This is a genomic window from Pseudomonas sp. X10 (assembly GCF_054889225.1).
On the sequence record NZ_CM142677.1, the window covers coordinates 1507900 to 1531652 of the forward strand.

Genomic DNA, 23753 nt, shown 5'->3' on the forward strand with positions numbered 1-23753 from the left:
TGCGGTTGTTGGGGCGCAGCCTTAGTTGGCCTGAATTTCTTGCTCCTGGCTGCTGCCCGTGGCAGTAACCATTTGCACCGACAAGCGCGGCGTAGCCAGGTCCAGCCCCGCCTCGTCGAGCTGACGCTTGAGCGCCAGGTTGAAGGCCCGCGACACTTCCCATTGCTTGATCGGCGCGGTCTTGAAGCGTGCCCGCAAGATCGCCGAGCCGGACTCGAAGCTTTCCACCCCTTGCAGCTCCAGCGGCGACCAGATGTTGCGGCGCATCAATGGGTCATTGCGCAGCTTCTGCCCGACCTCGCGGATCAGGCTGATGGCTTGGTCGATGTTCATGTTGTAGGGGATGGCGACGCGGAAGATCGCGTAGCCGAACTCGCGAGAGTAGTTCTTGATGCTCTTGATCTCGCTGAACGGGATGGTATGAACGATGCCGTCGATGTCGCGTAGGCGCACGGTGCGAATGGTCAGGCCTTCGACGGTGCCCAGGTGGCCGCCGACATCGACATAGTCGTCGATGGCCAGGGAGTCCTCGATGATGATGAACAGGCCGGTGATCAGGTCGGCTACCAGCGACTGGGCGCCGAAGCCGATGGCCAGGCCGATGACACCGGCACCGGCGAGCAGTGGTGTGACGTTCATGCCCATGTTGGCCAGGGCGACGATCACCGCGATGATGAAGATGGCCACGAACATCACGTTGCGGATCAGCGGCATCATGGTCTGTGCGCGGGTGTTGGCCAGGCCCCGGCGCGATCCCACCAGGGCGTGGTGCACGGCGGTATCGGCCAGGATCCACACCAGCCAGGCGGCGATCAGGGTGCCGGCCAGGCCCAGCAGGCGCAGGCTCACGTCATGCCCGTCGCCCTCGGCGAAGGTGATCAGCGACATGCCCCAGACGCGCAGGCCCAGTTCGATGAACACCAGCCAGATGAACAGGTGCACCAGGGTGTAGCCGAAGTTGCGCAAGCGTTCGGCATACACCGCCTGGCGTCGGCTGCTGTGCGGCTTGAGAGCATGGCGGCGGACCAGGCCGTTGAGCACCATGCAGATCACTACCAGCACGGTGCACATCAGCGACTGGCGCAAGGCGGTGCTGGTGTCGCCGGCGGAGATGAAGGTGGCGAACAACGAGATACCCACCAGAACCAGTGCCGGTACGAACCAGAAGCTGCCAAGGATCGAGAGGGTGTCGCTCAGAGCGCGGCGGGTCAGACGCCGGGACAGGGGCTGGTTGCGGATCAGGTGAGCGATCGGCCGGCGAAAGCGCAGGATGAACAGGCCGGTGGACAGGGCGGCCAGCACGTTGGCCAGGGTTGCCAGGGAATGGGCCAGGTGGATGCCCAGGGCGCTGGTCAGGCGTGGATCGTTCATTGCCTCGCCGAAGGCGGCGAAGCTGCCGATCAGCCATAGCGGGCGGAATGCCTGGTGGCGCAGGATGTACAGGGCGCGGTGGCGGTGCGGGCCATCGAGCAGCGAGAAGGCGATCACGCAGATCGCCGAGAAGCAGGTGCCCACCACCAGCGCATAGGCCAGCACCATCGCCATGGACTTGCCCAGCGACGAGGGCAGGGCAAAGCTCAGGTACAAGGTGATCACCAGCGCCACCAGCCAGGGCCCGAGCTTGCGCAAGGCGAAGCGCACAAGGTCCCAGGTCCTGGGGTGCTGTGGCAGGTCTTCGGTGAGGCCGAAGCGCACGCGGACCCGGTGGCCTATCCAATTGAAGACATAGGCCAGCAGGCTCCACAGGGCGATGATCGCGGCGAAGCCGAAGAGGATCGCTGGCCATTGGTGTATCGGCACCGCCAACGCCACCAGCTCATCCTGGGCCTGGTCGATTTCCATAGACCAGCGCTTGAACGGGCTGGCATCGCCGCTGAACTGCTTTTCCAAGTTGTGCAGGGTGCCACCGATCAGCCCCAACACGCCCTGTTCGGGGCTGGGCTGCGCCTGCCGGGTGCTGTCGCGCAGCTTCTTCAGGTCGGTCAGCAATTTGGTACGTTGCTGGTCGTTCTCCAGGGTCTTGATCACCTCGTCGAGGGACTTGCCCAGCGGCTCGGTGGATTCTGCCTGGGGTGGGTTGCTCGAACCCAGCAGGCCAGGCAGGCCAGCAGCCTGCACCGGGATGACGATCAGCAAGAGGAACAGCAGGGTAAGGCTACGCAGGAGGGCAGGCACCGGGAAATCTACCTCAGGTCAAACGATTGACCGAGTGTAGAGGATTTCTTAGGCGAGTTTCTCAAGGATCTTCCAGCACATCAGCCCTATCATGCCCAAGGTGCCGATCCACATCATCAGCACGCCGATATTGCGGTCGCGCAAGCTGAAGCCGATGGTCAGCAGGAGCAGGCCGGCGATGACGGGGAGGAACATGGAGCTGAAAGCGGACATGGACAGGATCCTTCTGTGGTTATGCCTCCAGCATAGGCCCGATTGGCCCAGGTTGGGTTGATGGAGGTCAGGGGACGGCCAGACTGGCGTTGTCTCTGCGGGAGCGGGCTTGCCCGCTCCCTGCAGGTGTAGCGTTACGCCTGCGCGATGCTCAAGGCAGGTCGCGGCTGCGGTAGAACGCGGTCAGCACCTTTACCAGGTGTGCCAGGTCATGGCTGCCGCACAGCTCGCGGATCGAGTGCATGGCAAAGGTCGGCAGGCCGATATCGACGGTGCGCACGCCCAGGTGGCTGGCGGTGATCGGGCCGATGGTCGAACCACAACCCATGTCGCTGCGTACCACGAAACTCTGCACAGGCACTTCCTCGGCCATGCACAGGTGGCGGAAGAAACCGGCGGTTTCGCTGTTGGTGGCGTAGCGTTGGTTGTTGTTGACCTTGATCACCGGGCCGGCGTTGAGCTTGGGGCCGTGGTTGCCGTCGTGCTTGTCGGCATAGTTGGGGTGCACGCCGTGGGCATTGTCGGCCGACACCAGCAGCGAGCGCTGGACAGTGCGCACGTAATCGTCACCGTCAGGCAGCAGGCGGCGCAGCGTCTGTTCCAGCATCGGGCCGTCGGCGCCGCAAGCCGAGCAGGAGCCGACCTCCTCATGGTCGTTGCACACCAGCACGCAGGTCTCATCGCTGTCGGCAGCCAGCAGGGCCTGCAGGCCGGCGTAGCAAGACAGCAGGTTGTCCAGGCGGGCGCCAGCGATGAAGTCGCCGTTCAGACCGACCAGAGCGGCGCCCTGGGTGTCGTAGAAGCTCAACTCGTAGTCCAGCACCACATCGGCGTTGAGGTCGTGCTCGCGGGCCAGTTGCTCGGTGAGCAAGGCACGGAAGTCGACGCGCTCGTCACCGGCGACCTGGGCCAGGATCGGTGGCAGTTCGTTCTGCGGGTTGATCGCCCAGCCTTCGTTGGCGGTGCGGTTGAGGTGGATGGCCAGGTTGGGAATGATGGCGATCGGCAGTTTGAAGTCCACCAACTGGCTTTCCACCTTGCCATCGCGGCGGAAGGTCACCCGCCCGGCCAGCGACAGGTCGCGGTCGAACCAGGGCGCGAGCAGGGCGCCGCCGTACACTTCCACGCCCAGTTGCAGGAAGCCATGGCGTTGCAGCTCCGGCTGCGGCTTGACCCGCAGGCACGGGCTGTCGGTATGAGCACCGACCAGGCGGATACCGTCGAGCAGCGGCGAGAGTTTGCCGAGCTTGAAGGCGATGATCGAGGAGTCGTTGCGCGTCAGGTAATAGCGGCCACCGGGCACAGTGGCCCAGCTGTCGCGCTCGTCCAGGCGCTGGTAGCCGGCCGCGTCCAGGCGCTGGGCCAGGCTGGCGGAGGCATGGAAGGGCGTGGGGGAAGCCTTGAGAAAATCGATCAGGCCTTGGTTCAGGGCGTCGCGCATAAATCACTCCAACAATTCGAGCTTCAAGCTGCAAGCTATAAGCTTCAAGCAAGAGCGGTTGGTGGAGCAAGCTCCAACACGCTCGGCCCTGGCTTTTTCTTGCAGCTTGTCGCTTGAGGTTTGCAGCTTAAAAAGGTGCAGGGCACTCGAACTTCAACCGTTCGCCTGTCAGCGGATGGGTAAAGCCCAGCATGCTCGCATGCAGGCACAGCCGCTCATGGGCCGCGAGGGCCTCGGGGTTGGCGTACAGGCGGTCGCCCAGCAAGGGGTGGCCGATCGATAGCATGTGCACGCGCAATTGGTGCGAGCGCCCGGTGATCGGGGTCAGTTCGACCCGGCAATGATCGTCGCGGCGTTCGAGGATGCGCCAGAAGGTCAGGGCATGCTTGCCGTGCTCATGGTCGACCACGTGGCGCGGCTTGGTCGGCGGGTCGTAGCGTAGCGGCAGGTCGATGCTGCCGCTGTCCAGCGCCGGCTGTCCCCAGCACAGGGCGGTGTAGGCTTTCTCGGTCTCCCGGTCGTGGAACTGCCGGGACAGCTCGCGGTGGCTGTCAGCGTCGCGGGCAAGCAGGATGATGCCCGAGGTCTCCCAGTCCAGGCGATGGACGATCAGGGCATCGGGGTAGCCGTTTTCCTGCAGCCGGGTGATCAGGCAGTCCTTGTTGTCCTCGGCGCGGCCCGGCACCGACAGCAGCAAGGTAGGCTTGTTGACCACCAGGATGGCGGCATCCTCATGGAGGATCTGGATGTTCGACAGCGGCATTGTTGCAGGTTCTCTACAAAGCACTGTGGGAGCGGGCTTGCCCGCGAATGCGTAGCACGCACTCGCGGGCAAGCCCGCTCCCACAGGGTCACCCGAGTGGCTGAATCAGCGATCGGGCAGGGTGATGTTGAGCTCGAGAATCGAGCAACTGCCCTGGTTCTCCAGCTCGATATGCACGTCATCGTTGCCGATGTTGACGTACTTGCGGATCACTTCCACCAGTTCCTTCTGCAGGGCTGGCAGGTAGTCAGGGGTACTGCGCTGACCGCGCTCGTGCGCCACGATGATCTGTAGACGCTCTTTCGCGACCGAGGCGGTACTTACTTTTTTGCGGGCACGAAAGAAGTCAAAAAGGTTCATGGGTTAGTTGCCTCCAAACAGGCGCTCGAAGAATCCCTTCTTCTTCACATCAAGGAACCGATGTTCCACATTTTTGCCCAGCAGGCGGTCAACGGTATCGCTATAGGCCTGGCCAGCGTCGCTTTGGTCGTCGAGGATCACCGGCACGCCCTGGTTGGATGCCTTGAGCACCGCTTGGGATTCGGGGATCACGCCCAGCAGGGCGACCGAGAGGATTTCCTTGACGTCTTCGACGCCCAGCATCTCACCCTGGCTCACGCGCTCCGGATGGTAGCGGGTGATCAGCAGGTGCTCTTTGATCGGGTCTTCGTTGCGCTCGGCGCGGCGCGACTTGCTCGCCAGCAGGCCGAGCATGCGGTCCGAGTCACGTACCGACGACACTTCAGGGTTGGTCACGACGATCGCTTCGTCGGCGAAGTACATGGCCAGGTGCGCGCCCTTCTCGATACCGGCCGGCGAGTCGCAGACCACGTATTCGAAATCTTCCTTGAGCTGCATCAGGACCTTTTCAACGCCTTCCTGGGTCAGCGCGTCCTTGTCGCGGGTCTGGCTGGCGGCCAGAACGTAGAGGTTCTCAAGGCGCTTGTCCTTGATCAGGGCCTGCTGCAGGTTGGCTTCGCCATTGACCACGTTGACGAAGTCGTACACCACGCGGCGTTCGCAGCCCATGATCAGGTCGAGGTTACGCAGGCCGACGTCGAAGTCGACGATGACAGTCTTGTGGCCGCGCAGCGCGAGGCCGGTACCGATGGCGGCGCTGGTGGTGGTCTTACCCACACCACCCTTGCCGGATGTAACCACGAGAATCTTGGCCAAGGTGTTTCACCCCTAAAGAAAAGGACGTCGAGTCCCAAAATACAAAAACGGCAACATCGAAATAAGTTGCGCAGAAAATGGCGGCAAGTATCCGTTAAAGACGGGTGATGTTCAACACGTCACCGGACAGGCTGACCTGGACTCCGGTCCCCCACAGCGGATCGCGGCGCAAGTCTTCGGAGACCTTGTACTGCCCGGCGATCGAAACCATTTCTGCGGTCATCTGCTGGCAGAAGATCCGCGCTTTGGTGTTGCCCTTGATACCGGCCAAGGCGCGTCCGCGCATGGCTCCGTACACATGGATGTTGCCATCGGCGAGAAGTTCCGCACCGGGGCTGACCGAAGACACCACCACCAGGTCGCCGCCCTGGGCGTAAACCTGCTGGCCGCCGCGCACTGGCGCGGTGATGATGCGGGTCGGCCTGACCTCGGGTGTGGCGGCTGGGGGCGGAGTTGGTGCAGGTTCTGGCTTCTTCACCTCCGGCTCTGGTTCCAGCGCGCGCTCGCGGGCCCCGGAGGGCGGCAGCACCGGCAGGTCGATGGCGATGGCGGCGGCGATGTCTTCGATGCGGCTGGCACGGATCGCCAGGGTACGCAGGCCGTGGTGGCGGCAGACGCGCATCAGCCCCGGCAGGTCGACCGCGCCCTGGTTGGCCGGAAGCTTGTCCAGGGCCAGCACCAGCGGGGTGTTGCTGAAGAAATTGGGGGCCTGTGCCACCTTCGCCGCCAGTTGCCGGTCGAGGGCTTCGAGGTCGTTTTGGGCCAGTTCCAGCACAGTGATGGCAAGCATGCTGCCCTTGAGCTGGAACACGGGTACGGGGTCGGGTGTCTGGTTGAGGCTCATGGTCTGCATAGACGGCTTGTAACGAAAAAAGTGCCCAAGCTTATAACGATAACGTCCGTTAGCCGCAACCCGGGCCGAACCGTTGTAGAATGCCCGGCCCTTGTCTTTCCGGAAGCTTCAATGGATCGCCCGCGTTTTCGTCCCTATTTCCTGCACCCACGTTTCTGGGGCCTATGGCTTGGCCTGGGCCTGCTGTGGCTGGTGGTCCAGCTGCCGTACCGGGCCTTGCTGTGGCTCGGCCGCGTGCTGGGTGCATTGATGTACCGGGTCGCCGGCGAGCGTCGGCGCATCGCCGCGCGCAACCTGGAGCTGTGCTTTCCTGAATTGCCGAGCGACGAACGGCAGCGTTTGCTCAAGGAAAACTTCGCTTCCACCGGCATCGCCTTCTTCGAAATGGCCATGAGCTGGTGGTGGCCGAAAGCCAGGTTGGCACGCCTGGCCCACATCGAAGGGCTGGAGCATCTGCAGGCGGCCCAACGCGAAGGGCAGGGCGCCATTCTCATGGCCGTGCACTTCACCACCCTGGAGATCGGTGCCGCGCTGCTCGGCCAGGTCCATACCATCGACGGTATGTACCGCGAGCACGGCAACCCGCTGTTCGACTTCATCCAGCGCCGTGGTCGCGAGCGGCATAACCTCGACTCACTGGCCGTGGAGCGCGAGGACGTGCGCGGCATGCTCAAACTGCTGCGTGGCGGGCGTGCGATCTGGTATGCGCCAGACCAGGACTACGGCGCCAAGCAGAGCCTGTTCGTGCCCTTGTTCGGCATTCCGGCGGCGACGGTCACCGCCACCACCAAGTTCGCCCGTCTCGGCCGTGCCCAGGTGATTCCCTTCACCCAGCGGCGCCTGGACGATGGCAGCGGTTACCGCCTGGTGATCCACCCGCCGCTGGCGGACTTCCCGGGGGAGAGCGAAGAGGCCGATTGCCTGCGCATCAACCAGTGGGTAGAAAGCGCCTTGCGCGAATGCCCCGAGCAGTACCTGTGGGCGCACCGGCGCTTCAAGTCGCGGCCGCCGGGAGCACCGAAACTTTACGACAAGAAGAAGCGCTGATCGCGGGTTGCCGCTATTGCTGGCGACGCGGACTACTACCTCGCGACTGCAACACCAGCAAGACCTGATGCCCTGGTTGCGGAACACCCGGCGCAATCGTGGGCAGGTCTGCGGCTACCAAGGAGGATCCATGCCACCATCGCCGACCACCGGCCTCATCCTTTCCGGCGGCGGCGCCCGTGCCGCCTATCAGGTCGGCGTGCTGGCGGGCATAGCCGAGCTGTTGCCGCCGGGCGCGGCCAATCCCTTCCCGGTGATCGTCGGTACCTCGGCTGGCGCCATCAACGCGGTGACCCTGGCCAGCGGCGCTACCCGTTTCTGCGAGACGGTGCAGCGACTGACCGCGTTCTGGCAGAACTTGCGCAGCCATCTGGTGCTGCGCAGCGACTGGCCCGGGGTGATCCGCCAGGCCAGCCGCTTCGTCGGCCATAACTTGCTTGGCCTGGGCGGCCAGGTGCCGGTGGCCCTGGTCGACAACAGTCCTTTGCGCGACCTGCTGCTGTCGCATCTGGACTTGGACGGCATCGCTCACTCCCTTGCCCAGGAGCAGTTGCACGCCATTGCCGTCACCGCGTTCGGCTACGAGTCTGGCCAGGCTGTGACCTTCTACCAGGGACGCAGCGCCATCGATCCTTGGTTGCGCCACCGGCGCATCGGCGTGCCTTCGGCGCTGAGTGTCGAGCACTTGCTGGCCAGTTCGGCCATTCCCCTGTTGTTCGCTCCGGTGAGGCTTGGCGAGGAGTACTTCGGCGACGGCGCGGTGCGCCAGTCGGCGCCGATCAGCCCGGCTCTGCACTTGGGGGCCAGCCGCGTGCTGGTGGTCGGGGTCAGTGGCAACCCCCAGCGCCCGGCACCACCATTGCCCACCCAGCGAGTCTTCAGTGGTCAGCAGCCGAGCCTGGCGCAGATCGGCGCGCACATGCTCAACAGCACCTTTATCGACAGCCTGGAAGACGACATCGAGCTGCTGCAGCGCTTGAACCACCTTAGCCATCTGCTGCCCGCCCACCTGGATGCTCGACGCCTGGGGTTGGCGCCGATCGAGGTGCTGGTGGTGGCGCCCAGTCAGCCGCTGGACGAAATCGCCGCGCGCCACCGCCGCGAGCTGCCGATGGCCCTGCGCCTGTTCCTGCGCGGGCCGGGGGCGACTCGCACCAGTGGCGCCGGGGTGCTCAGCTACCTGCTGTTCGAGGCCAGTTACTGCAGCGAGCTGATCGAGCTGGGCCGCAGCGATGCCCTGGCCAAGCGCCGTGAGCTGTGCCAGTTCCTCGGCTTGGCGCCTGGCACCTGAGCGGGCGCGTTACTCGGCGATCTGCAGCTTGCGCGCTTGGGTGTAGACGTAGCGCACCTTCTCGTACTCGAACGGCGAATTGAGCTGGCCATAGCGGAAGCTGGTGGTGTAGCGCTTGTCCACCGCCCGCAGCGCGGACACTTCCAAGTGGTCATCGCTGACCTCGGCGACATTGAGATAGTTGGCCTCTTGCTCGCCCACGTAGTCCACCACCAGGCCGGTGGTGTCGCGCAGGTTCGACGGGCCGAGAATCGGCAGCATCAGGTAAGGCCCATCCGGCACGCCGTAGAAGCCCAAGGTCTGGCCGAAATCCTCGCTCTGCCTTGGCAGGCCCATCTTGGTCGCTGGGTCCCAGAGCCCGCCCACACCGAGCAGGGTGTTGAACATCAGCCGTGCGGTGATCTGCATCGAGCGCTTGCCCTTGAGCTGCAGCAGGCTGTTGAACAGGTTGGGCACGTCACCCAGGTTGTTGAAGAAGTTGCTCACTCCGGTGCGCAGGAACTGCGGGGTGACGTAGCGGTAACCGTCGACGACCGGCAGGAACACCCATTGGTCGAAGCGGTAGTTGAAGTGGTAGATGCGCCGGTTCATCGACTCCAGCGGGTCGTAGACATTCAGCGCGGTCAGGGTCGAGCGTTCGAATTCGCGCTGGTCCAGGCCGGGGTTGAATTTCAGTTCACGCAGCGGGTCGGTGAAACCGTCAGTCTCGACCGTCGGGGTGTCGAACACGTCGGATTCGATCACGCTGGTCCGTGGTGCGGTCTCCACGGCAAGGACAGTGCCGCTGGCGAGCAGGGCAGTGGCGAACAGCAGTTTCTTAACCACGGAAGAACTCCAGCATGGCGTCGCTGTTGACGCGGTAGTTGAGGTTGCCGCAATGGCCGCCATGGGGATAAAGGGTCAGGCGGTCACCGAACACCTGGCGCAGGAAACCGATGTCGCCGGGGCCGAGGATGACGTCGTCGGCGTTGTGCATCACGGCGATCTTCTGGCTCTGCTGCAGGTAGTCCTTGAGCGCGTAGAGGCTGACCTGGTCGACCAGTTGCAACAGGCTGCCGCCGTCGGTGCGGGCCCGCCACATGGGGATCACCTGCTCGGTGAGGTAGCAGTCGAAGTCGCATTGCAGGGCGCGCTTGAAGAACGGCGTGAGGCTGCTGCCTTCGGTGATCGGGTACTTCGGCGGGGTGATTAGGCCCCGGCGGTTGATCAGGTCGGAGGTGAACGCGATGTCGGCTGCCGAGAAGCGGAACGAGGTGCCGATCAGCATGGCCATCTGCTCGTTGGACAAGTGCTGACGAGACTTCTGGAAGTCATAGAGCAGGGCTTCATTGAGGTCGATGTAGCCCTTCTGCTGGAAGTACAGGGTCAGCTTGTGCAGCACCAGTTCATAGAAGGTGGTGCTGTTGTCGATGCCCTTGACCTCGGTCTGCACCATCTTGTCCAGGTTGGTGATCGAGGTGTAGAGGTTGACCGGTGGATTGAGCAGCAGCACGCGCTTGAAGTTGAAGCTGCGGCGGGTTTCGTCCAGGTGGCTGACGAACGCGGCATCCAGGGCGCCGAGGCTGTAGCCGGTGAGGTAGAACTCGCTGATCGGCAGCCGCGGGTGCTGGGCGCGCACGGCCTGCATGACGCGGTACAGATCCTCGGCATCTTCGCGGCTGACGCCTGGGGTGGCGAAGCGCGAGGCGGCGCTCATGAAGTCGTAACTGGTGGGCGATGACAACTGCACCACGTGGAAACCGGCCTGGTAGAACAGCTTTTTCAGGTATTCGTTGATGCTGCTGCTGTAGGGCGCGCCGGTGCCTGCGATGAGGAAGATCAGCGGCGCCTCGTGGTCCTGGCGGGCCAGGCGGTACCTGAGCTTCTTCACCGGCCAGAAATTGTCCGGCAGGGTGAACGCACGGTCCGGGCGCAGGTTCAGGCTGTAGTCGGCCTGGGTGATGTCTTCATCCCGGGGCAGGGTAGGGCGCAGGTCTGGAGGGGTGGTCGCGATGGTCGCTTCGAACGGATTGGTCAGTGGATAGCCATAGCTGGTGGCGTCGATATCCTGCGCCGAGGCGGCCGCACTCAGGAGCATGCCGCCGAACAGGGCAGCGAGGCACAAAGATCGAAGCATGAAACCCCCAAAAAACAGCAGCAAGAGACGATACGCAGGCTAGGACCGCCGGCAAACGGGCAAGTTGCCTGCTGCCCAGGCATTTATCGCTCAAGATGTTGCACTGCCCGTGACCGAGGCGGCAACCGTTGGCCCGATATTGTTCCAGTGAACATAGCCGAGCCTGGCGCTTTTGCAGGCCAAGAACTGGGTCGCGCAGAGCAGGGCGGCAGGGGAACGCGGGCATCGCCGTGGAGGTCACGCGCAAATGCCGGACGCCTTGACATGCAAAGTTCGCGCAGCTTGGCGGTCTTCGGACGCGTTAATGGCTATGTAATGTCGTTTATCGTTGGGTGAAGGTCGCTGACAGAGCAGGTTGCCCGCCGTGGCAGGTTGATGATGCAATCTCCGAGACCTGACGAGGGGATGCTTTGATGAAGATGCGACGACTCCTGGGGGTGGGCAGCGCCCTGGTATTGGCCATCAGTGCTGCACAGGCGATGGCCAAGGAAGTGAGCATAGGGTATGTCGATGGTTGGGCTGACAGCGTGGCAACCACCAACGTGGCGGCCGAAGTGATCAAGCAGAAACTCGGTTACGACGTGAAGCTCCAGGCTGTGGCCACGGGCATCATGTGGCAGGGGGTGGCGACCGGCAAGCTCGATGCCATGCTGTCGGCCTGGCTGCCGGTGACCCACGGCGAATACTGGACCAAGAACAAGGACAACGTGGTCGATTACGGGCCGAACTTCAAGGATGCCAAGATCGGCCTGATCGTCCCTGAGTACGTGAAGGCGGCCAGCATCGCCGACCTCAAGGCCGATGACAGCTTCAAGAAAAAGATCGTCGGTATCGACGCCGGCTCCGGGGTGATGCTCAAGACCGACGAGGCGATCAAGGACTATGACCTGAATGGCTACAAACTGCAGGCCAGTTCCGGGGCGGCGATGACCGCCGAACTGGGCCGCGCCTATGCCAAGGAACAGTCCATCGCCGTCACGGGTTGGGTGCCGCACTGGATGTTCGCCAAGTGGAAACTCAAGTTCCTCGAAGACCCGAAAGGCGTGTATGGCGCCGCGGAAACCGTCAACAACATCGGCAGCAAGGAACTGGAGAGCAAGGCGCCGGAAGTCGCCGAGTTCCTGAAGAAGTTCTCCTGGGAGTCCAAGGACGAGATCGGCGAAGTCATGCTGGCCATCCAGGAGGGCGCCAAGCCTGATGCTGCCGCCAAGGACTGGGTCGCCAAGCACCCTGACCGCGTGAAGGAGTGGACTGGCAAGTAAGGGTTGAGTCTCCGGGGCCGTGCTTGACTGGCCAAAGGCCTCTATCTCGCCCCTTCCAGGGCCGCCGCGCTGAAACCAGCGCTGCGGCCCTTGTCGTTCCTGGCTGTTACCGATCCAGCAAAACAGTTTTGCATCTAAGACTAAGGTCGTCTGGCTGGCGTTCCAAGGCAGCATAAAGTGGAGGCGGGTTCTACCTAATCTGTGCTGCTAGGACAAAAACAATGAACGACAGCATCTACCTCTCGATACAAAACAGTGCGCGCTTCAAGGAGCTGGTCAGCAAACGGGAACGCTTCGCCTGGATTCTCTCGGCGATCATGCTCGGGCTCTATTGCGCTTTCATCCTCCTCATCGCCTACGGTCCACAGGTGCTGGGCGCCAAGCTCAGTCCTGGCTCGTCGATCACCTGGGGCATTCCCCTGGGCGTCGGCCTGATCGTTTCCGCTTTCATCCTCACCGCCATCTACGTGCGTCGCGCCAATGGTGAGTTCGATGAGCTGAACAAGGCCATTCTCAAGGAGGCTCAGCAATGATCCAGCGTCTACTGGCCACTCTAGCCTTCGGTGTTTTCGCACCTGCCGTCTGGGCCGCCGACGCCCTGACCGGCGAGGTGCAGAAGCAACCGCTCAACGTTTCGGCGATCGTCATGTTCGTCGCCTTCGTCGGCGCGACCCTGTGCATCACCTACTGGGCCTCCAAACGCAACAAGTCGGCTTCCGACTATTACGCTGCTGGCGGCCGTATCACCGGCTTCCAGAATGGCCTGGCCATCGCCGGTGACTATATGTCAGCGGCGTCCTTCCTCGGGATTTCCGCCCTGGTGTTCACCTCCGGCTACGATGGCCTGATCTACTCGATCGGCTTCCTGGTCGGTTGGCCGATCATCCTGTTCCTGATCGCCGAGCGCCTGCGCAACCTGGGCAAGTACACCTTCGCCGACGTTGCCTCCTACCGCCTCAAGCAGAAGGAAATCCGCACCCTGTCGGCCTCGGGCTCGCTGGTGGTGGTGGCCTTCTACCTGATCGCCCAGATGGTCGGTGCCGGCAAGCTGATCCAGTTGCTGTTCGGCCTGGACTACCACGTCGCGGTGATCCTGGTGGGTATCCTGATGTGCCTGTACGTACTGTTCGGCGGCATGCTGGCCACGACCTGGGTGCAGATCATCAAGGCCGTGCTGCTGCTCTCCGGTGCCAGCTTCATGGCGCTGATGGTGATGAAGCACGTCAACTTCGACTTCAATGCCCTGTTCTCCGAAGCCATCAAGGTCCACCCGAAAGGCGAGGACATCATGAGCCCCGGCGGCCTGGTGAAAGATCCGATCTCGGCATTCTCGCTGGGCCTGGCGCTGATGTTCGGCACCGCCGGCCTGCCGCACATCCTGATGCGCTTCTTCACCGTCAGCGATGCCAAGGAAGCGCGCAAGAGCGTGCTCTACGCCACTGGCTTCATCGGTTACTTCTACATCCTGACCTTCATCATCGGCTTCGGCGCGATCCTGCTGGTCAGCACCAACCCTGAGTTCAAGGACGCCGCGGGCGCTCTGATCGGCGGCAACAACATGGCTGCGGTGCACCTGGCCGATGCCGTGGGTGGCAGCATCTTCCTCGGCTTCATCTCGGCCGTGGCCTTCGCCACCATCCTCGCGGTGGTTGCGGGCTTGACCCTGGCCGGTGCCTCGGCAGTGTCCCACGACCTGTATGCCAGCGTGATCCGCAAGGGCAAGGCCAACGACAAGGATGAGATCCGCGTGTCGAAGATCACTACCATCGCCCTGGCGGTGCTGGCGATCGGCCTTGGCATCCTGTTCGAAAGCCAGAACATCGCCTTCATGGTCGGCCTGGCATTCTCCATCGCCGCCAGCTGCAACTTCCCGGTACTGCTGCTCTCGATGTACTGGAAGAAGCTGACCACCCGTGGCGCCATGATCGGCGGCTGGATGGGCTTGGTCAGTGCCGTGGCGCTGATGGTGCTTGGCCCGACCATCTGGGTGCAGATCCTCGGTCATGAGACGCCGATCTACCCGTACGAGTACCCGGCGCTGTTCTCCATGATCATTGCCTTCGCGGGGATCTGGTTCTTCTCCGTCACCGACAAGTCCGCAGCGGCTGATGAAGAACGCGCGCTGTTCTTCCCGCAGTTCGTCCGCTCGCAGACTGGCCTGGGGGCATCCGGCGCGGTTTCGCACTGATCGACCCGCTGTAGCAAGACAACGCCCCGGCTCGCCGGGGCGTTGTCGTTTTGGGCGATGGCGTTTTGCAAGCGTTGGGAAATTTCCCAAGTTCAGCCGGAACGGTCCTACTCATCCAGTCGTGCTCACCGCGAATAATTCTCCCCACTGAAGGGCGCCCGCCCGTCAGGCACTGACCACTTCAAGGAGATTCGACCCGTGAAACGCACGTTACTCGCCCTTCCCCTGGCTTTGCTCTGCGTAGGCTCTGCCTATGCCGTCGACCCGATCGAGAAGCAAGTGCAGATCCTTGCCCAGGTACCGACCGACGCCTTCTTCGTCGAGCCGGTCGGCGGCAACTGGATGAACGACCCGCAGGAAATGGGCTGGAACTCGTATCAAGCCAAACTCAATCCGATCCGCAAGGAACTGCAGGTCAAGAGCACCATCGGCCCGATCACGGCCTATCTGGTGTCGCCGGCGGTCATCGCCAGCGGTAGCGAAAACATCGGCCTGGACGTCAAGGTCGGCGACACCGTCCTCACCACCACCAGCGCCGAAGTGGTCAGCGAAGCCCAGGCCGCACCGGGCACGATCGTCGGTTTCGAAGTCACGGCCCAGCCGGCCGGCGCTGGTGGCTATGAGCCGGGCCACTACCAAGGCCTGGTGAGCATGGTCTTCGAAACGGCCGTGCCATAAGCCGTTTCAGCTTCCGTTAGCCCAATCCGTTATTGCCTGCCTCGCCCCTCGGCACCTGCCTGAGGGCGGGCGGGTATTGCCTGCAAGCGACACCCATGCCGAACAATCATTCCATCACCGCTTCGCTGTTCTGTTGGTTCTCCCTGGCGGCCTGCCTGGGGGCGTCGCCGATCCTGGCCGTTGGCGCGCCCGCCATCCTGAGCCGTGTCGAGGGGTTGCCGCAGGAGTTCGAAGCGCATTTCTTCGACGTCCCCCTGGCCGTGCGGGTCGACCTGGATGACCGCTACTTGGGCGACGCGATGGTCGTGTTGAGCCGTGACCAGCGGGTGCAATTGCTCGAATTCACCGAGACTCAGGAAAGTCGCGAGCCGCAAAGCCTGCGGCGGCGCTGGCAAGAGCGCCTGGCCGATGGGCGGCCGCTGGGTGCCTGTCAGCAAAATTGCCCGGATGGCCTGCGTGCGATCCACTACAGCCTGGTCAACTCGCAACTGTCGTTGTTGACCGACCAAGCCGAGATCAATGCTCAGGACGAGCGCTACTATCGCCTGCCCGAGCAGGGCAGCTATGGCCTGCTGTTGCGCAACCAGCTCAACCTGGTCGGTGACGGACGCGGCACCAGTGGTCGCTACGGCTTGCAGGGGCAGGGCAGCCTCGGCAACTGGAGCACACTGGTCGGTGGCCAGCTCGACCGTGGCAGCGACAGCCAGCAGGACACTCGCTATCATCTCGACCAGTTGTATGGCGAACGCCTGGTCGAGGGCCACTTCTACCGGCTTGGCTACTTCACCCCCAGTGCCCAAGGCCTGACCCGCCAGCCACGGTTGATGGGCGCCAGCCCTGACACGACGTTGGGCATCATGTTCGGCAGCAGCGACAGCCTGGCGATCGACACCGGCGCGCCCAGCGCCACACCTATCTACGTCACGCCTGACCGGCCCGCTGTGGCGGAGATCTACCGCAACGGCACATTGATCAACAGCCAGCCCGTGCAGCCAGGCCTGCAGACCCTGGATACCAAGGTGCTGCCAGGTGGCATCTATGAAGTCGAGGTACGCCTGGTCGAGGATGGACAGGTGACCTCGCGGAGCCAGGAGTTCATCTACAAACCCAGTAACTGGCGCAGCACCGATGCGCCATGGCGCTACAACCTGTTCCTTGGCCGGCAGAGCAGCCTACTGAGCAACTGGGCACGTGATCACGACGACAGCCTCAGTGCCGGGGTATTGGCTAACTACCTACTGCACCCACGGGCGATCCTTGGGATGTCTGCCCAGCGCGTCGACGAGGCCATGCAGTTCGGCACCTCGCTGGACTGGAACATGGCCGACCATTTCAACCTCTTTGCCAACCTGTTCCAGGCCCAGGGCCATGGCAACGGCTATGACCTGCAAGCCATCCACACCTACGGCAGCGGCTCGCTGGTGGCCAGCCACAGCCGGACCTGGCTGACGGCACCGCGTACGGTGCGGAGCACGCCGTTCGTCCAGCGCCTCAGCCAGTCGTCGCTGTCCCTGAACCACCGCCTCGACCCGCGCAACACCGCGACCCTGCGTCTGTCTCACAGTGCCGGGGCCAGCGAGGGGACAGGCGTCGATGTCGGTTGGTCGTACTTTGGCCGTTTCCTCGGCTCGGATGCCAACTGGCGGTTGTCGCTGTTCGACCGGCCGGGCACCACCGCCACTGGTGAAGCGCGCAGTCGGGGCGTCAACCTGAGCCTGAGCATGAGCCTGGGAGGTGGCGACGGTCGGCGGGTCTCGGCCAGCCTGGGTAGCCGCACCTCGCGAGACGGCGGACGCGATCTCAATGCCTCGGTGGGTTATCAGCAGGACGTCGACCTTGGCCCGCTGCGCAGTGTCGGCGTGACCGCCAGCGCCGACCGTTATGGCGCAGGCCTGGGTGGCGACACCCAGTTCGAGAACCAGATGTTGCACGGCGATGCCTACTTTCAGCGTTCGTCCTACAACGGTGAGTTCACCGGTGGCCTGAACCTGGAGAGCCTGCTCGCTGTCGGCGCCGGCAAGGCCGCCCTGAGTGGGCAATACCTGCCACATCAGGCCGGCCTGATCGTCGATGTCGATACCGACCTGGCGAACCTCAGGTTGCGCGCCGACGACCCCCACGGCAGCAGCGCCAGGCTGCATCCCGGACGCAATGTCATTCCCGTGGCGGCCTACAAGGCAGGGCACGTGCAGTTCGATTTCGACGGTCAGGATGCCACGGCGGCGGTGATCCAGCCGTCGAGCCTGGACTATCACCTCAACCGTGGTGGCATCGCCTACCGCCAGTTGCGCGTATTGCGCACCGTGACTGTGCTGGGTCGTCTGTTCGATGCGCAGGGCCGCCCGATGCGGGGCGCCCTGGTGGTCAACCATGCCAGCCGCAGCGTCAGCGAGGCCGATGGGTTCTTCGCGGTGGAGATGAGCGAGTCGACGCCGACCCTGGAGATCCACCACCAAGGCTCGCCCGTGTGCCTGTTGACGCTGGACCCGAACCGCCTGGAGCGAGAAGGCGAGGTGCTGCTGGCCGGAGATCAGACTTGCAGTCCGGCCAGCCTGGCGCAGGCCGAGGGCATTGCGGCGGGGGGCAGCAGTTGAAGGCGAGTGGCGCTCGCCAGCCCGGCCGATTGGTGCTTAGGAAATTTCTGAATCTGTTTTGGGAAAAGTCGCGCGATGGCTGCCGTAGCCACGGGGTCCGTCGCATCAATACTCTCGTGATGTCCGTAAGGAGGCTGACACGATGAACATCCCTCGCCTGATGGCGCTGGTCTTGCTGATCGCACCGATGGTCTTGCATGCCGCGCCGGAGCTCAATGTCGGCGCGTTGTACGACTACCTGGACGGTGGCAAGAGCACCTTGCTCAAGCGCGTGCGCAACGGCGGTGACACCACGGCCTTCGTCAAGGTCAGCGTTGCCGAACTGGTATACGACGCCAATGGCGTCGCCCACGAAGTCGACACCGATGGCCTGCCGCTGGAGCAGCGTGGCCTGGTGGCCAGCCCGGCGCGCCTGATCGTACCGGCCCAGGGCATGCAGGCCGTGCGTCTGCTGTATCGCGGTCCGCGGGATCGCGAGCGCTACTTCCGCCTTCGGTTCATCCCGGTGCTACCGGAGGCCGGCGATGGCTTTGCCATCGACCAGCAGAACGCCGAGCAGTACCGCGACAGCCTCAAGGTCGGGGTCAACCTGCTGGCGGGTTATGGTTCGCTGCTGTTCGTACGCCCGGCCGAGGCGCGCTTCCATACGCCGGTGCGGCGCCAGAGCGGTGAGTTGACCGTCTCCAACGAAGGCAATGCCACCGTAGTGCTCGACCACTTCCGCCAATGCCGCGCACCAGGGCAGGACTGTGAGTCGGCCACCAAGCATCACCTTTTGCCCGGACGTAGCCGGCAGTTCAGCGGCCAGCCGGGCAAGGTGCATCAGTTCGAGCTGCATGAGGGGGCGCAGCGCAAGGAAATGGTGATGGAAGGATGAGCAGGGTGGCAGTTGGCGCAGGAAGGTTCGTCCGGCTTCTGGCTGGCGCGTTGATGCTCATTACGGCACCTCTGGCAGGTGCTTTGGAGGTGACGCTCACTGCGCAGTACCGTGGAGGTGGCTCGGGAGAGTTCGAGAACACTACGCCGCCAGCCAGTTTCTGCCGGATCTGGTCAGCGCTCTGCCAGGGCGGAAGGACCGCGAGCTTGCCCATTACCTACGTCAAGCGCAGCATCAACGTCGCGCCGGACCACCGTGATCAGTACTACTTCAAACTGCCTGCCCGGCGGGAGATAGATGTCTATCACGAGCTCACGGGCGAGCCGCGTCGGATGGTATTCGAGTTCCTGTCGGTGAGCCAAAGCGCGAGATTGGATACTAGATACAACCCGCTGAACGGTATGTTCCAGGGAGGGTGTGCAGGAGGCGGCAAGTCCGGCAATGCAAGTCACTACACCTTCCACACGTTAATCTCCAATCCGCAGTCGCCGGAGCCTTGCTGGATGAGTTATTCCTGGGCAGCGGATGATCACCAGGAGAATACGACCGTGCTGGAGACGGGCGCTGCCTATTCCCTGAACATTCCACCGCCCTATCGGCTCAAAGCCGGTATCTATCGTGGCAGCGTCACCTACACCATCGGTCCGGGCGGTGACTTCGACTTTGGCAACAATGTCACGGCGCTCAGCGGCGACACCTTGACTGTCAATTTCGAACTCGATGTCCAGCACGCCTTCATTTTCGAGTTCCCGCCCGGTTCCGAACGCGCCGTGCTCGAACCCAAGGGCGGCTGGCAGGCCTGGCTGGGCGGCGGCAATGCTCCCCAGCGGCTTTATCGCGACCTGCCGTTCCGCCTGTGGTCGACCGGCCCGTTCAAGGTCTACAAGCTCTGCGAGCAGGATGTCGGTGACCGCTGCGGCATCCGCAATGACAGTGGGCATCAGGTTCCGGTGCAGGTCGCACTCAGCCTGCCACCGGGCATCCGTTACCGGGGCGGGACCATCGAGCACCTGGCCCTGCCCAGCGGGCGTCTGGCGGCGCTGCAGTTCGAGGCTGCGATGCCCAGCCTCAATCGTCCCGGACAATTGCATTTCGAGGTCGGCCGCGATGATGTCCGCGGCATGCTCGCCCATGCCGGCAGTACCTACAGAGGCCAAGTGACTGTGGTGTTCGATGCCGAACTGTAGGGACGGCCAGCGCTCACGCTGTCCTGTCGAGGGAAGACCATGTATAGAGCCTTAGTCGTGGATGACCACCCGTTCATCCGATCCAGTGTCTGCATGCTGTTGCGTCAAGATTGCATCGAAATCGCCGGCCAGGCGGACAACGGCATCGATGCCGTGCGCCATGCGCGGGAGCTGTCACCGGATATCGTCATTCTGGACATCACCATGCCGGGCCTCGATGGCCTGGAGGTGATCCAGCGCATCAAGGCCATGGAGCGGCCCGCCAAGGTGCTGGTGCTGACCTCCCAGTTGCCGGACTACTTCTCCTTGCGCTGCATGCAGGCAGGCGCCGCGGGGTATGTCTCGAAGACCGATGACCTGGGTGAGCTGAGCAAGGCCGTGCGGGCGCTGCTGTCGGGTTACACCTACTTTCCCGAGGTGGCGCTCAGTTCGGTCAGCAAGCAGGACCTGCGAGCCTCCGAAGCGCAGTGCATCGCCCGCCTCAGTAATCGTGAGCTGCTGATCCTTCAGCAATTGGCCCGTGGTCTGAGCAACAAGGCGATCGGCGAAGCCATGCTGCTGAGCAACAAGACCATCAGCACCTACAAGACACGCCTGATCGAGAAACTCAGGGTCAAATCCCTGGTCGACCTCGCGGACCTGGCAAGGCGCAACCTGTTGATATAAGCCAACCCTCCCGTGTCTGTGCGTATGCTCTTGCTGATGGTGCTGTGTTGCCTGTCGCCGGTGTTGATGGTCCAAGGCCTTTCGCTACTGCAGGGGCGAGGGGCTCCCGAGGTCGTGCGGCCGGTAGCGGAAGAAGTTGGCTTGCGCTGCCTGCGCGAGCGCCGCTTACAGCGGCTTGCGGTGTACTGGCCCGATGTCGTCCCGTTGGGCCCGGGAGATGCGGACAGGGCTGACGATACCGTCGCCGAGCCCCTGGACGTGGACGGTTATCTGCCCTGGCTACTGCAGTGGCTGCTGGCGCTGTTGACCGTTTTGCTGGCCTTGGCAATGACCAGGATTTGCTGGATGCGGCGCCAGTTGCAGGAGCTGCTGCGGGCCAAGGAAAAAGCTGAGTGGGCCAACCAGGCCAAGACGCGTTTTCTCGCCACCATGAGCCATGAGATCCGCACGCCCATGAACGCCGTGCTGGGCATGCTCGAACTGGCTTCGCACAAAGCCGCCCAGGGGGTGCTCGACCGGCTGTGCATCGATGTGGCCACGGACGCGGCGCGCGGTCTGCTGGAGTTGATCGGGGACGTCCTGGATATTTCCCGCATCGAGTCCGGTCGCCTGGAGTTGGCCGTGCAACCTGGCCAACTGCGTGATCAGGTCGCCAGGGTCGTGCAGTTGTTCGAGCAGCAGGCGCGCAGCAAAGGCCTGGAGTTGCTGCTGAAGCTGGAGGGGCAGGTTGATGCGCGGGTCATGCTCGATTCGCTGCGGTTCAAGCAGATCCTCGGCAACCTGATCAGCAACGCCATCAAGTTCACCGACACAGGCAGCGTGTGCGTGTGTTTGCGCGCCAAGGTCCAAGGCAAGGAGGTGGCTGTGGACCTCACGGTCGAGGACAGCGGTATCGGTATCGCCGAGGCGGACATGGCGCAGCTCGGCAAGCCTTTCTGGCAAGCCAGCGACCCCAGCCGTTCGGCGCGTAGTGGCGCTGGGCTGGGCCTGGGCATCAGCCGTACCCTGTGCGAGAAGATGGGCGGCCGGATGCAGGTCAGCAGCACCCTGGGTGCAGGGACCCGAATTGACATCCAGTTGGCGCTGGCGTGCGCCCCGCCTGAGGCCGCAGCCCCGTCTCGGCCGGTGCTGGCCAGGCCGCTGGGCCGTGAAGGTGGACGGCATGTGCTGGTGGTGGATGACTCTCCGGTGAACCGTCTGCTCCTGCAACAGCAACTGAGTTATCTGGGGCACCGGGTTGGCGTCGCCGAGAATGGGGCCCAGGGTCTGCGGCGCTGGCTGGCGGAGCCGTTCGATGTGGTCATCTGCGATTGCAACATGCCCGAGCTCGATGGTTATGCCCTGGCCAGGGCCATTCGCGAGGATGAACGGCGCAAGCGCAAGGCGCCTTGCCGGGTGCTCGGCTTCACGGCCAATGCCTTGGTCGGGGAGCGTCAGCGTTGCCGGGCGGCGGGCATGAATGATTGCCTGTTCAAGCCCTTGAGCCTTGCTGGCCTGGCCCAGGCGCTCGAAGCTGGTGGAGCACGGCGGGATGCCAGTGCGAGGCTGCCTTCCGGCGAGGGGTTCGAGGGGATGGATGTGAGCAACCTGCGGCGCATGACCGTCTGCGAGCCGGCGGTGCTCGCCGACCTGCTGAGCGAGTTACGCAGCAGTAACCGCAGAGACTTGCAATGCCTCAAGGCATTGGTCGCAAGGGAGGACCTGGGAGCCTTGGCGGCGCTGGCCCACCGGATCAAGGGTGGGGCGCGGGTCATCCGGGCCCAAGAGGTCATGAACGCATGCGAGCAGGTCGAGCGCAAATGCACCCTTGGCGCTCGCATGTCCGAGGACCTGCGGCTGCAGGTCGATGCTTTGCACAAGGCCATGCTACAGATGGAGGCGCAACTGGAGCGCTATTGCTCGCACCTGCATGCTGAACCCTGAATGAAGGGGCCGCTGCGCGGCCCAGCGTCATATCATGCCGAGCAATAGCAGGACGAGCAGGATGACCAGCACTACACCGATGATGCCGGAAGGGCCATAGCCCCAAGCTCGGGAGTGGGGGAAAACCGGTAAGCCACCAATCAACAGCAGGATCAGGATGATGATGAGTATCGTGGTCATGTCGGTGTCCTTGCGTGATGTAAGGGGGATTCACTGTGCAGTCGTCTATTCGCCCTGCCAATCATCGCCTCCTGTAGATTCCGACTGGTGCGCGCGCGCAAAAGTTTAATCGGCCTGAATCGTCCTGCCTGCGCGCCCCTTTGCCCGCGCCATTCAGCAGTCTGATAGCGCTCCAGCGTCGGGCCGACCCTGGCTACACTGGCAGGCACTTCCCCTGGCAGAACAAGGCATGCCGCTATGCACAATCGCATGATGATTACCGGAGCTGGTTCGGGCCTCGGCCGTGAGATCGCCTTGCGTTGGGCCCGAGAGGGCTGGCGCCTGGCCCTGGCCGATGTCAACGAGGCCGGCCTGCAGGAGACCTTGGCTCTGGTGCGCGAGGCCGGTGGCGACGGTTTCGTGCAGCGCTGCGACGTGCGCGACTACAGCCAACTCACTGCCCTGGCCCAGGCCTGCGAGGAAAAGTTCGGTGGGGTCGATGTGATCGTCAACAACGCCGGGGTCGCTTCAGGCGGCTTCTTTGCAGAGCTGTCTCTGGAAGACTGGGACTGGCAGATCGCAATCAACCTGATGGGCGTGGTCAAGGGCTGCAAGGCCTTCCTGCCGCTGCTCGAACGCAGCAAGGGGCGGATCATCAACATTGCCTCGATGGCCGCGCTGATGCAGGGCCCAGCCATGAGCAACTACAACGTGGCCAAGGCCGGTGTGTTGGCGCTGTCGGAAAGCCTGCTGATCGAGCTACGCCAAGTGGAAGTAGCGGTGCACGTGGTGTGCCCGTCGTTCTTCCAGACCAACCTGCTGGACTCCTTCCGTGGCCCGACCCCGGCCATGAAGGCACAAGTCGGCAAGCTGCTGGAAAGCTCGCCGATCAGTGCCGCGGACATCGCCGACTACATCCACCAGCAGGTGGCCGCCGGTGAGTTCCTCATCCTGCCCCACGAAGCCGGACGCCAGGCCTGGAAGCTCAAGCAACAGGCGCCGGAGCTTTTGTACGACGAGATGGCCGTGATGGCGGCGAAGATGCGCGCCAAGGCGCGCTCCTCGCAGTAGGGCTGAATCCAGATATTTTCTGTAGGTGAAATTACCTGGTTGTGTAGGAAGCGGCTAATTCATGGGTGAAACA

22 protein-coding genes are annotated in these 23753 nt (G+C 63.4%); 12 read left to right on the forward strand and 10 right to left on the reverse strand.

The window, feature by feature from the left end:
* Window positions 1–21: 21 nt before the first annotated feature.
* The 7 genes from ACYU03_RS07025 to minC all read right to left on the reverse strand — a co-directional run bounded on the left by ACYU03_RS07025 (window position 22) and on the right by minC (window position 6621).
* On the reverse strand, window positions 22–2175 hold the full coding sequence (locus tag ACYU03_RS07025; RefSeq protein WP_461889202.1) for a mechanosensitive ion channel family protein: 2154 nt from the start codon (window positions 2173–2175) through the stop codon (window positions 22–24).
* Window positions 2176–2223: 48 nt separating this feature from the next.
* A complete protein-coding gene (locus ACYU03_RS07030) occupies window positions 2224–2388 on the reverse strand; it encodes a hypothetical protein (protein WP_461889204.1) in 165 nt (54 codons plus the stop codon).
* A 151-nt stretch (window positions 2389–2539) separates the two neighbouring features.
* The gene (locus tag ACYU03_RS07035) at window positions 2540–3829 is read right to left on the reverse strand and encodes a M18 family aminopeptidase (RefSeq protein WP_461889206.1); all 1290 of its coding nucleotides are present in this window, start codon (window positions 3827–3829) and stop codon (window positions 2540–2542) included.
* Window positions 3830–3956: 127 nt separating this feature from the next.
* On the reverse strand, window positions 3957–4592 hold the full coding sequence (locus tag ACYU03_RS07040) for an RluA family pseudouridine synthase (protein WP_461889207.1): 636 nt from the start codon (window positions 4590–4592) through the stop codon (window positions 3957–3959).
* 105 nt (window positions 4593–4697) lie between these two features.
* On the reverse strand, window positions 4698–4952 hold the full coding sequence (gene minE / locus ACYU03_RS07045; protein WP_461889209.1) for a cell division topological specificity factor MinE: 255 nt from the start codon (window positions 4950–4952) through the stop codon (window positions 4698–4700).
* Window positions 4953–4955: 3 nt separating this feature from the next.
* Window positions 4956–5768: a septum site-determining protein MinD gene (gene minD, locus ACYU03_RS07050; RefSeq protein WP_045195453.1), complete on the reverse strand. Its 813-nt coding sequence runs from the start codon at window positions 5766–5768 to the stop codon at window positions 4956–4958.
* 94 nt (window positions 5769–5862) lie between these two features.
* On the reverse strand, window positions 5863–6621 hold the full coding sequence (gene minC, locus ACYU03_RS07055; protein ID WP_461889212.1) for a septum site-determining protein MinC: 759 nt from the start codon (window positions 6619–6621) through the stop codon (window positions 5863–5865).
* 111 nt (window positions 6622–6732) lie between these two features.
* Between minC and ACYU03_RS07060 the strand changes: the two genes are divergently transcribed.
* Entirely contained in the window at window positions 6733–7668 is a 936-nt protein-coding gene (locus ACYU03_RS07060) for a lipid A biosynthesis lauroyl acyltransferase (protein WP_461889214.1), read from the forward strand.
* 130 nt (window positions 7669–7798) lie between these two features.
* The gene (locus tag ACYU03_RS07065; protein WP_461889216.1) at window positions 7799–8959 is read left to right on the forward strand and encodes a patatin-like phospholipase family protein; all 1161 of its coding nucleotides are present in this window, start codon (window positions 7799–7801) and stop codon (window positions 8957–8959) included.
* A 9-nt stretch (window positions 8960–8968) separates the two neighbouring features.
* Here ACYU03_RS07065 and ACYU03_RS07070 read toward each other — a convergent pair whose 3' ends face one another.
* Both ACYU03_RS07070 and ACYU03_RS07075 read right to left on the reverse strand, forming a co-directional pair.
* Window positions 8969–9703 (reverse strand): MlaA family lipoprotein, encoded by a 735-nt coding sequence (locus tag ACYU03_RS07070; protein ID WP_461891412.1) that lies wholly within the window; start codon window positions 9701–9703, stop codon window positions 8969–8971.
* A 73-nt stretch (window positions 9704–9776) separates the two neighbouring features.
* Window positions 9777–11075: a serine/threonine protein kinase gene (locus ACYU03_RS07075; RefSeq protein WP_461889218.1), complete on the reverse strand. Its 1299-nt coding sequence runs from the start codon at window positions 11073–11075 to the stop codon at window positions 9777–9779.
* A 413-nt stretch (window positions 11076–11488) separates the two neighbouring features.
* On the opposite strand from ACYU03_RS07075, the gene ACYU03_RS07080 reads away from it, so the two are divergent.
* From ACYU03_RS07080 to ACYU03_RS07120, 9 genes are all read left to right on the forward strand, one after another.
* On the forward strand, window positions 11489–12337 hold the full coding sequence (locus ACYU03_RS07080; protein WP_461889220.1) for a glycine betaine ABC transporter substrate-binding protein: 849 nt from the start codon (window positions 11489–11491) through the stop codon (window positions 12335–12337).
* A gap of 221 nt (window positions 12338–12558) precedes the next feature.
* Complete coding sequence (locus tag ACYU03_RS07085; RefSeq protein ID WP_461889222.1) at window positions 12559–12870, forward strand: DUF485 domain-containing protein; 312 nt, start codon at window positions 12559–12561, stop codon at window positions 12868–12870.
* Entirely contained in the window at window positions 12867–14525 is a 1659-nt protein-coding gene (locus tag ACYU03_RS07090) for a cation acetate symporter (RefSeq protein WP_461889224.1), read from the forward strand. Before ACYU03_RS07085 ends, ACYU03_RS07090 begins: the two co-directional genes overlap by 4 nt.
* Before the next feature lie 198 nt (window positions 14526–14723).
* On the forward strand, window positions 14724–15203 hold the full coding sequence (locus ACYU03_RS07095) for a CS1 type fimbrial major subunit (protein WP_461889226.1): 480 nt from the start codon (window positions 14724–14726) through the stop codon (window positions 15201–15203).
* Window positions 15204–15298: 95 nt separating this feature from the next.
* Window positions 15299–17797: a TcfC E-set like domain-containing protein gene (locus ACYU03_RS07100; protein WP_461889228.1), complete on the forward strand. Its 2499-nt coding sequence runs from the start codon at window positions 15299–15301 to the stop codon at window positions 17795–17797.
* A gap of 142 nt (window positions 17798–17939) precedes the next feature.
* Window positions 17940–18674: a fimbrial biogenesis chaperone gene (locus ACYU03_RS07105; RefSeq protein ID WP_461889230.1), complete on the forward strand. Its 735-nt coding sequence runs from the start codon at window positions 17940–17942 to the stop codon at window positions 18672–18674.
* A 206-nt stretch (window positions 18675–18880) separates the two neighbouring features.
* Window positions 18881–19861, forward strand: coding sequence for a hypothetical protein (locus ACYU03_RS07110; RefSeq protein WP_461889232.1), 981 nt, complete (start codon window positions 18881–18883; stop codon window positions 19859–19861).
* Between the two features lie 39 nt (window positions 19862–19900).
* Window positions 19901–20527, forward strand: coding sequence for a response regulator (locus ACYU03_RS07115; RefSeq protein WP_461889234.1), 627 nt, complete (start codon window positions 19901–19903; stop codon window positions 20525–20527).
* Window positions 20528–20551: 24 nt separating this feature from the next.
* Window positions 20552–22450, forward strand: coding sequence for an ATP-binding protein (locus tag ACYU03_RS07120; RefSeq protein ID WP_461889236.1), 1899 nt, complete (start codon window positions 20552–20554; stop codon window positions 22448–22450).
* Window positions 22451–22477: 27 nt separating this feature from the next.
* Here the strand turns inward: ACYU03_RS07120 and ACYU03_RS07125 are convergent, their stop codons facing one another.
* A complete protein-coding gene (locus ACYU03_RS07125; RefSeq protein ID WP_461889238.1) occupies window positions 22478–22630 on the reverse strand; it encodes a DUF3309 family protein in 153 nt (50 codons plus the stop codon).
* 237 nt (window positions 22631–22867) lie between these two features.
* Here ACYU03_RS07125 and ACYU03_RS07130 point away from each other — a divergent pair, with 237 nt between their 5' ends.
* Entirely contained in the window at window positions 22868–23680 is an 813-nt protein-coding gene (locus tag ACYU03_RS07130) for an SDR family oxidoreductase (protein ID WP_461889239.1), read from the forward strand.
* The last annotated feature ends 73 nt before the right edge of the window (window positions 23681–23753 follow it).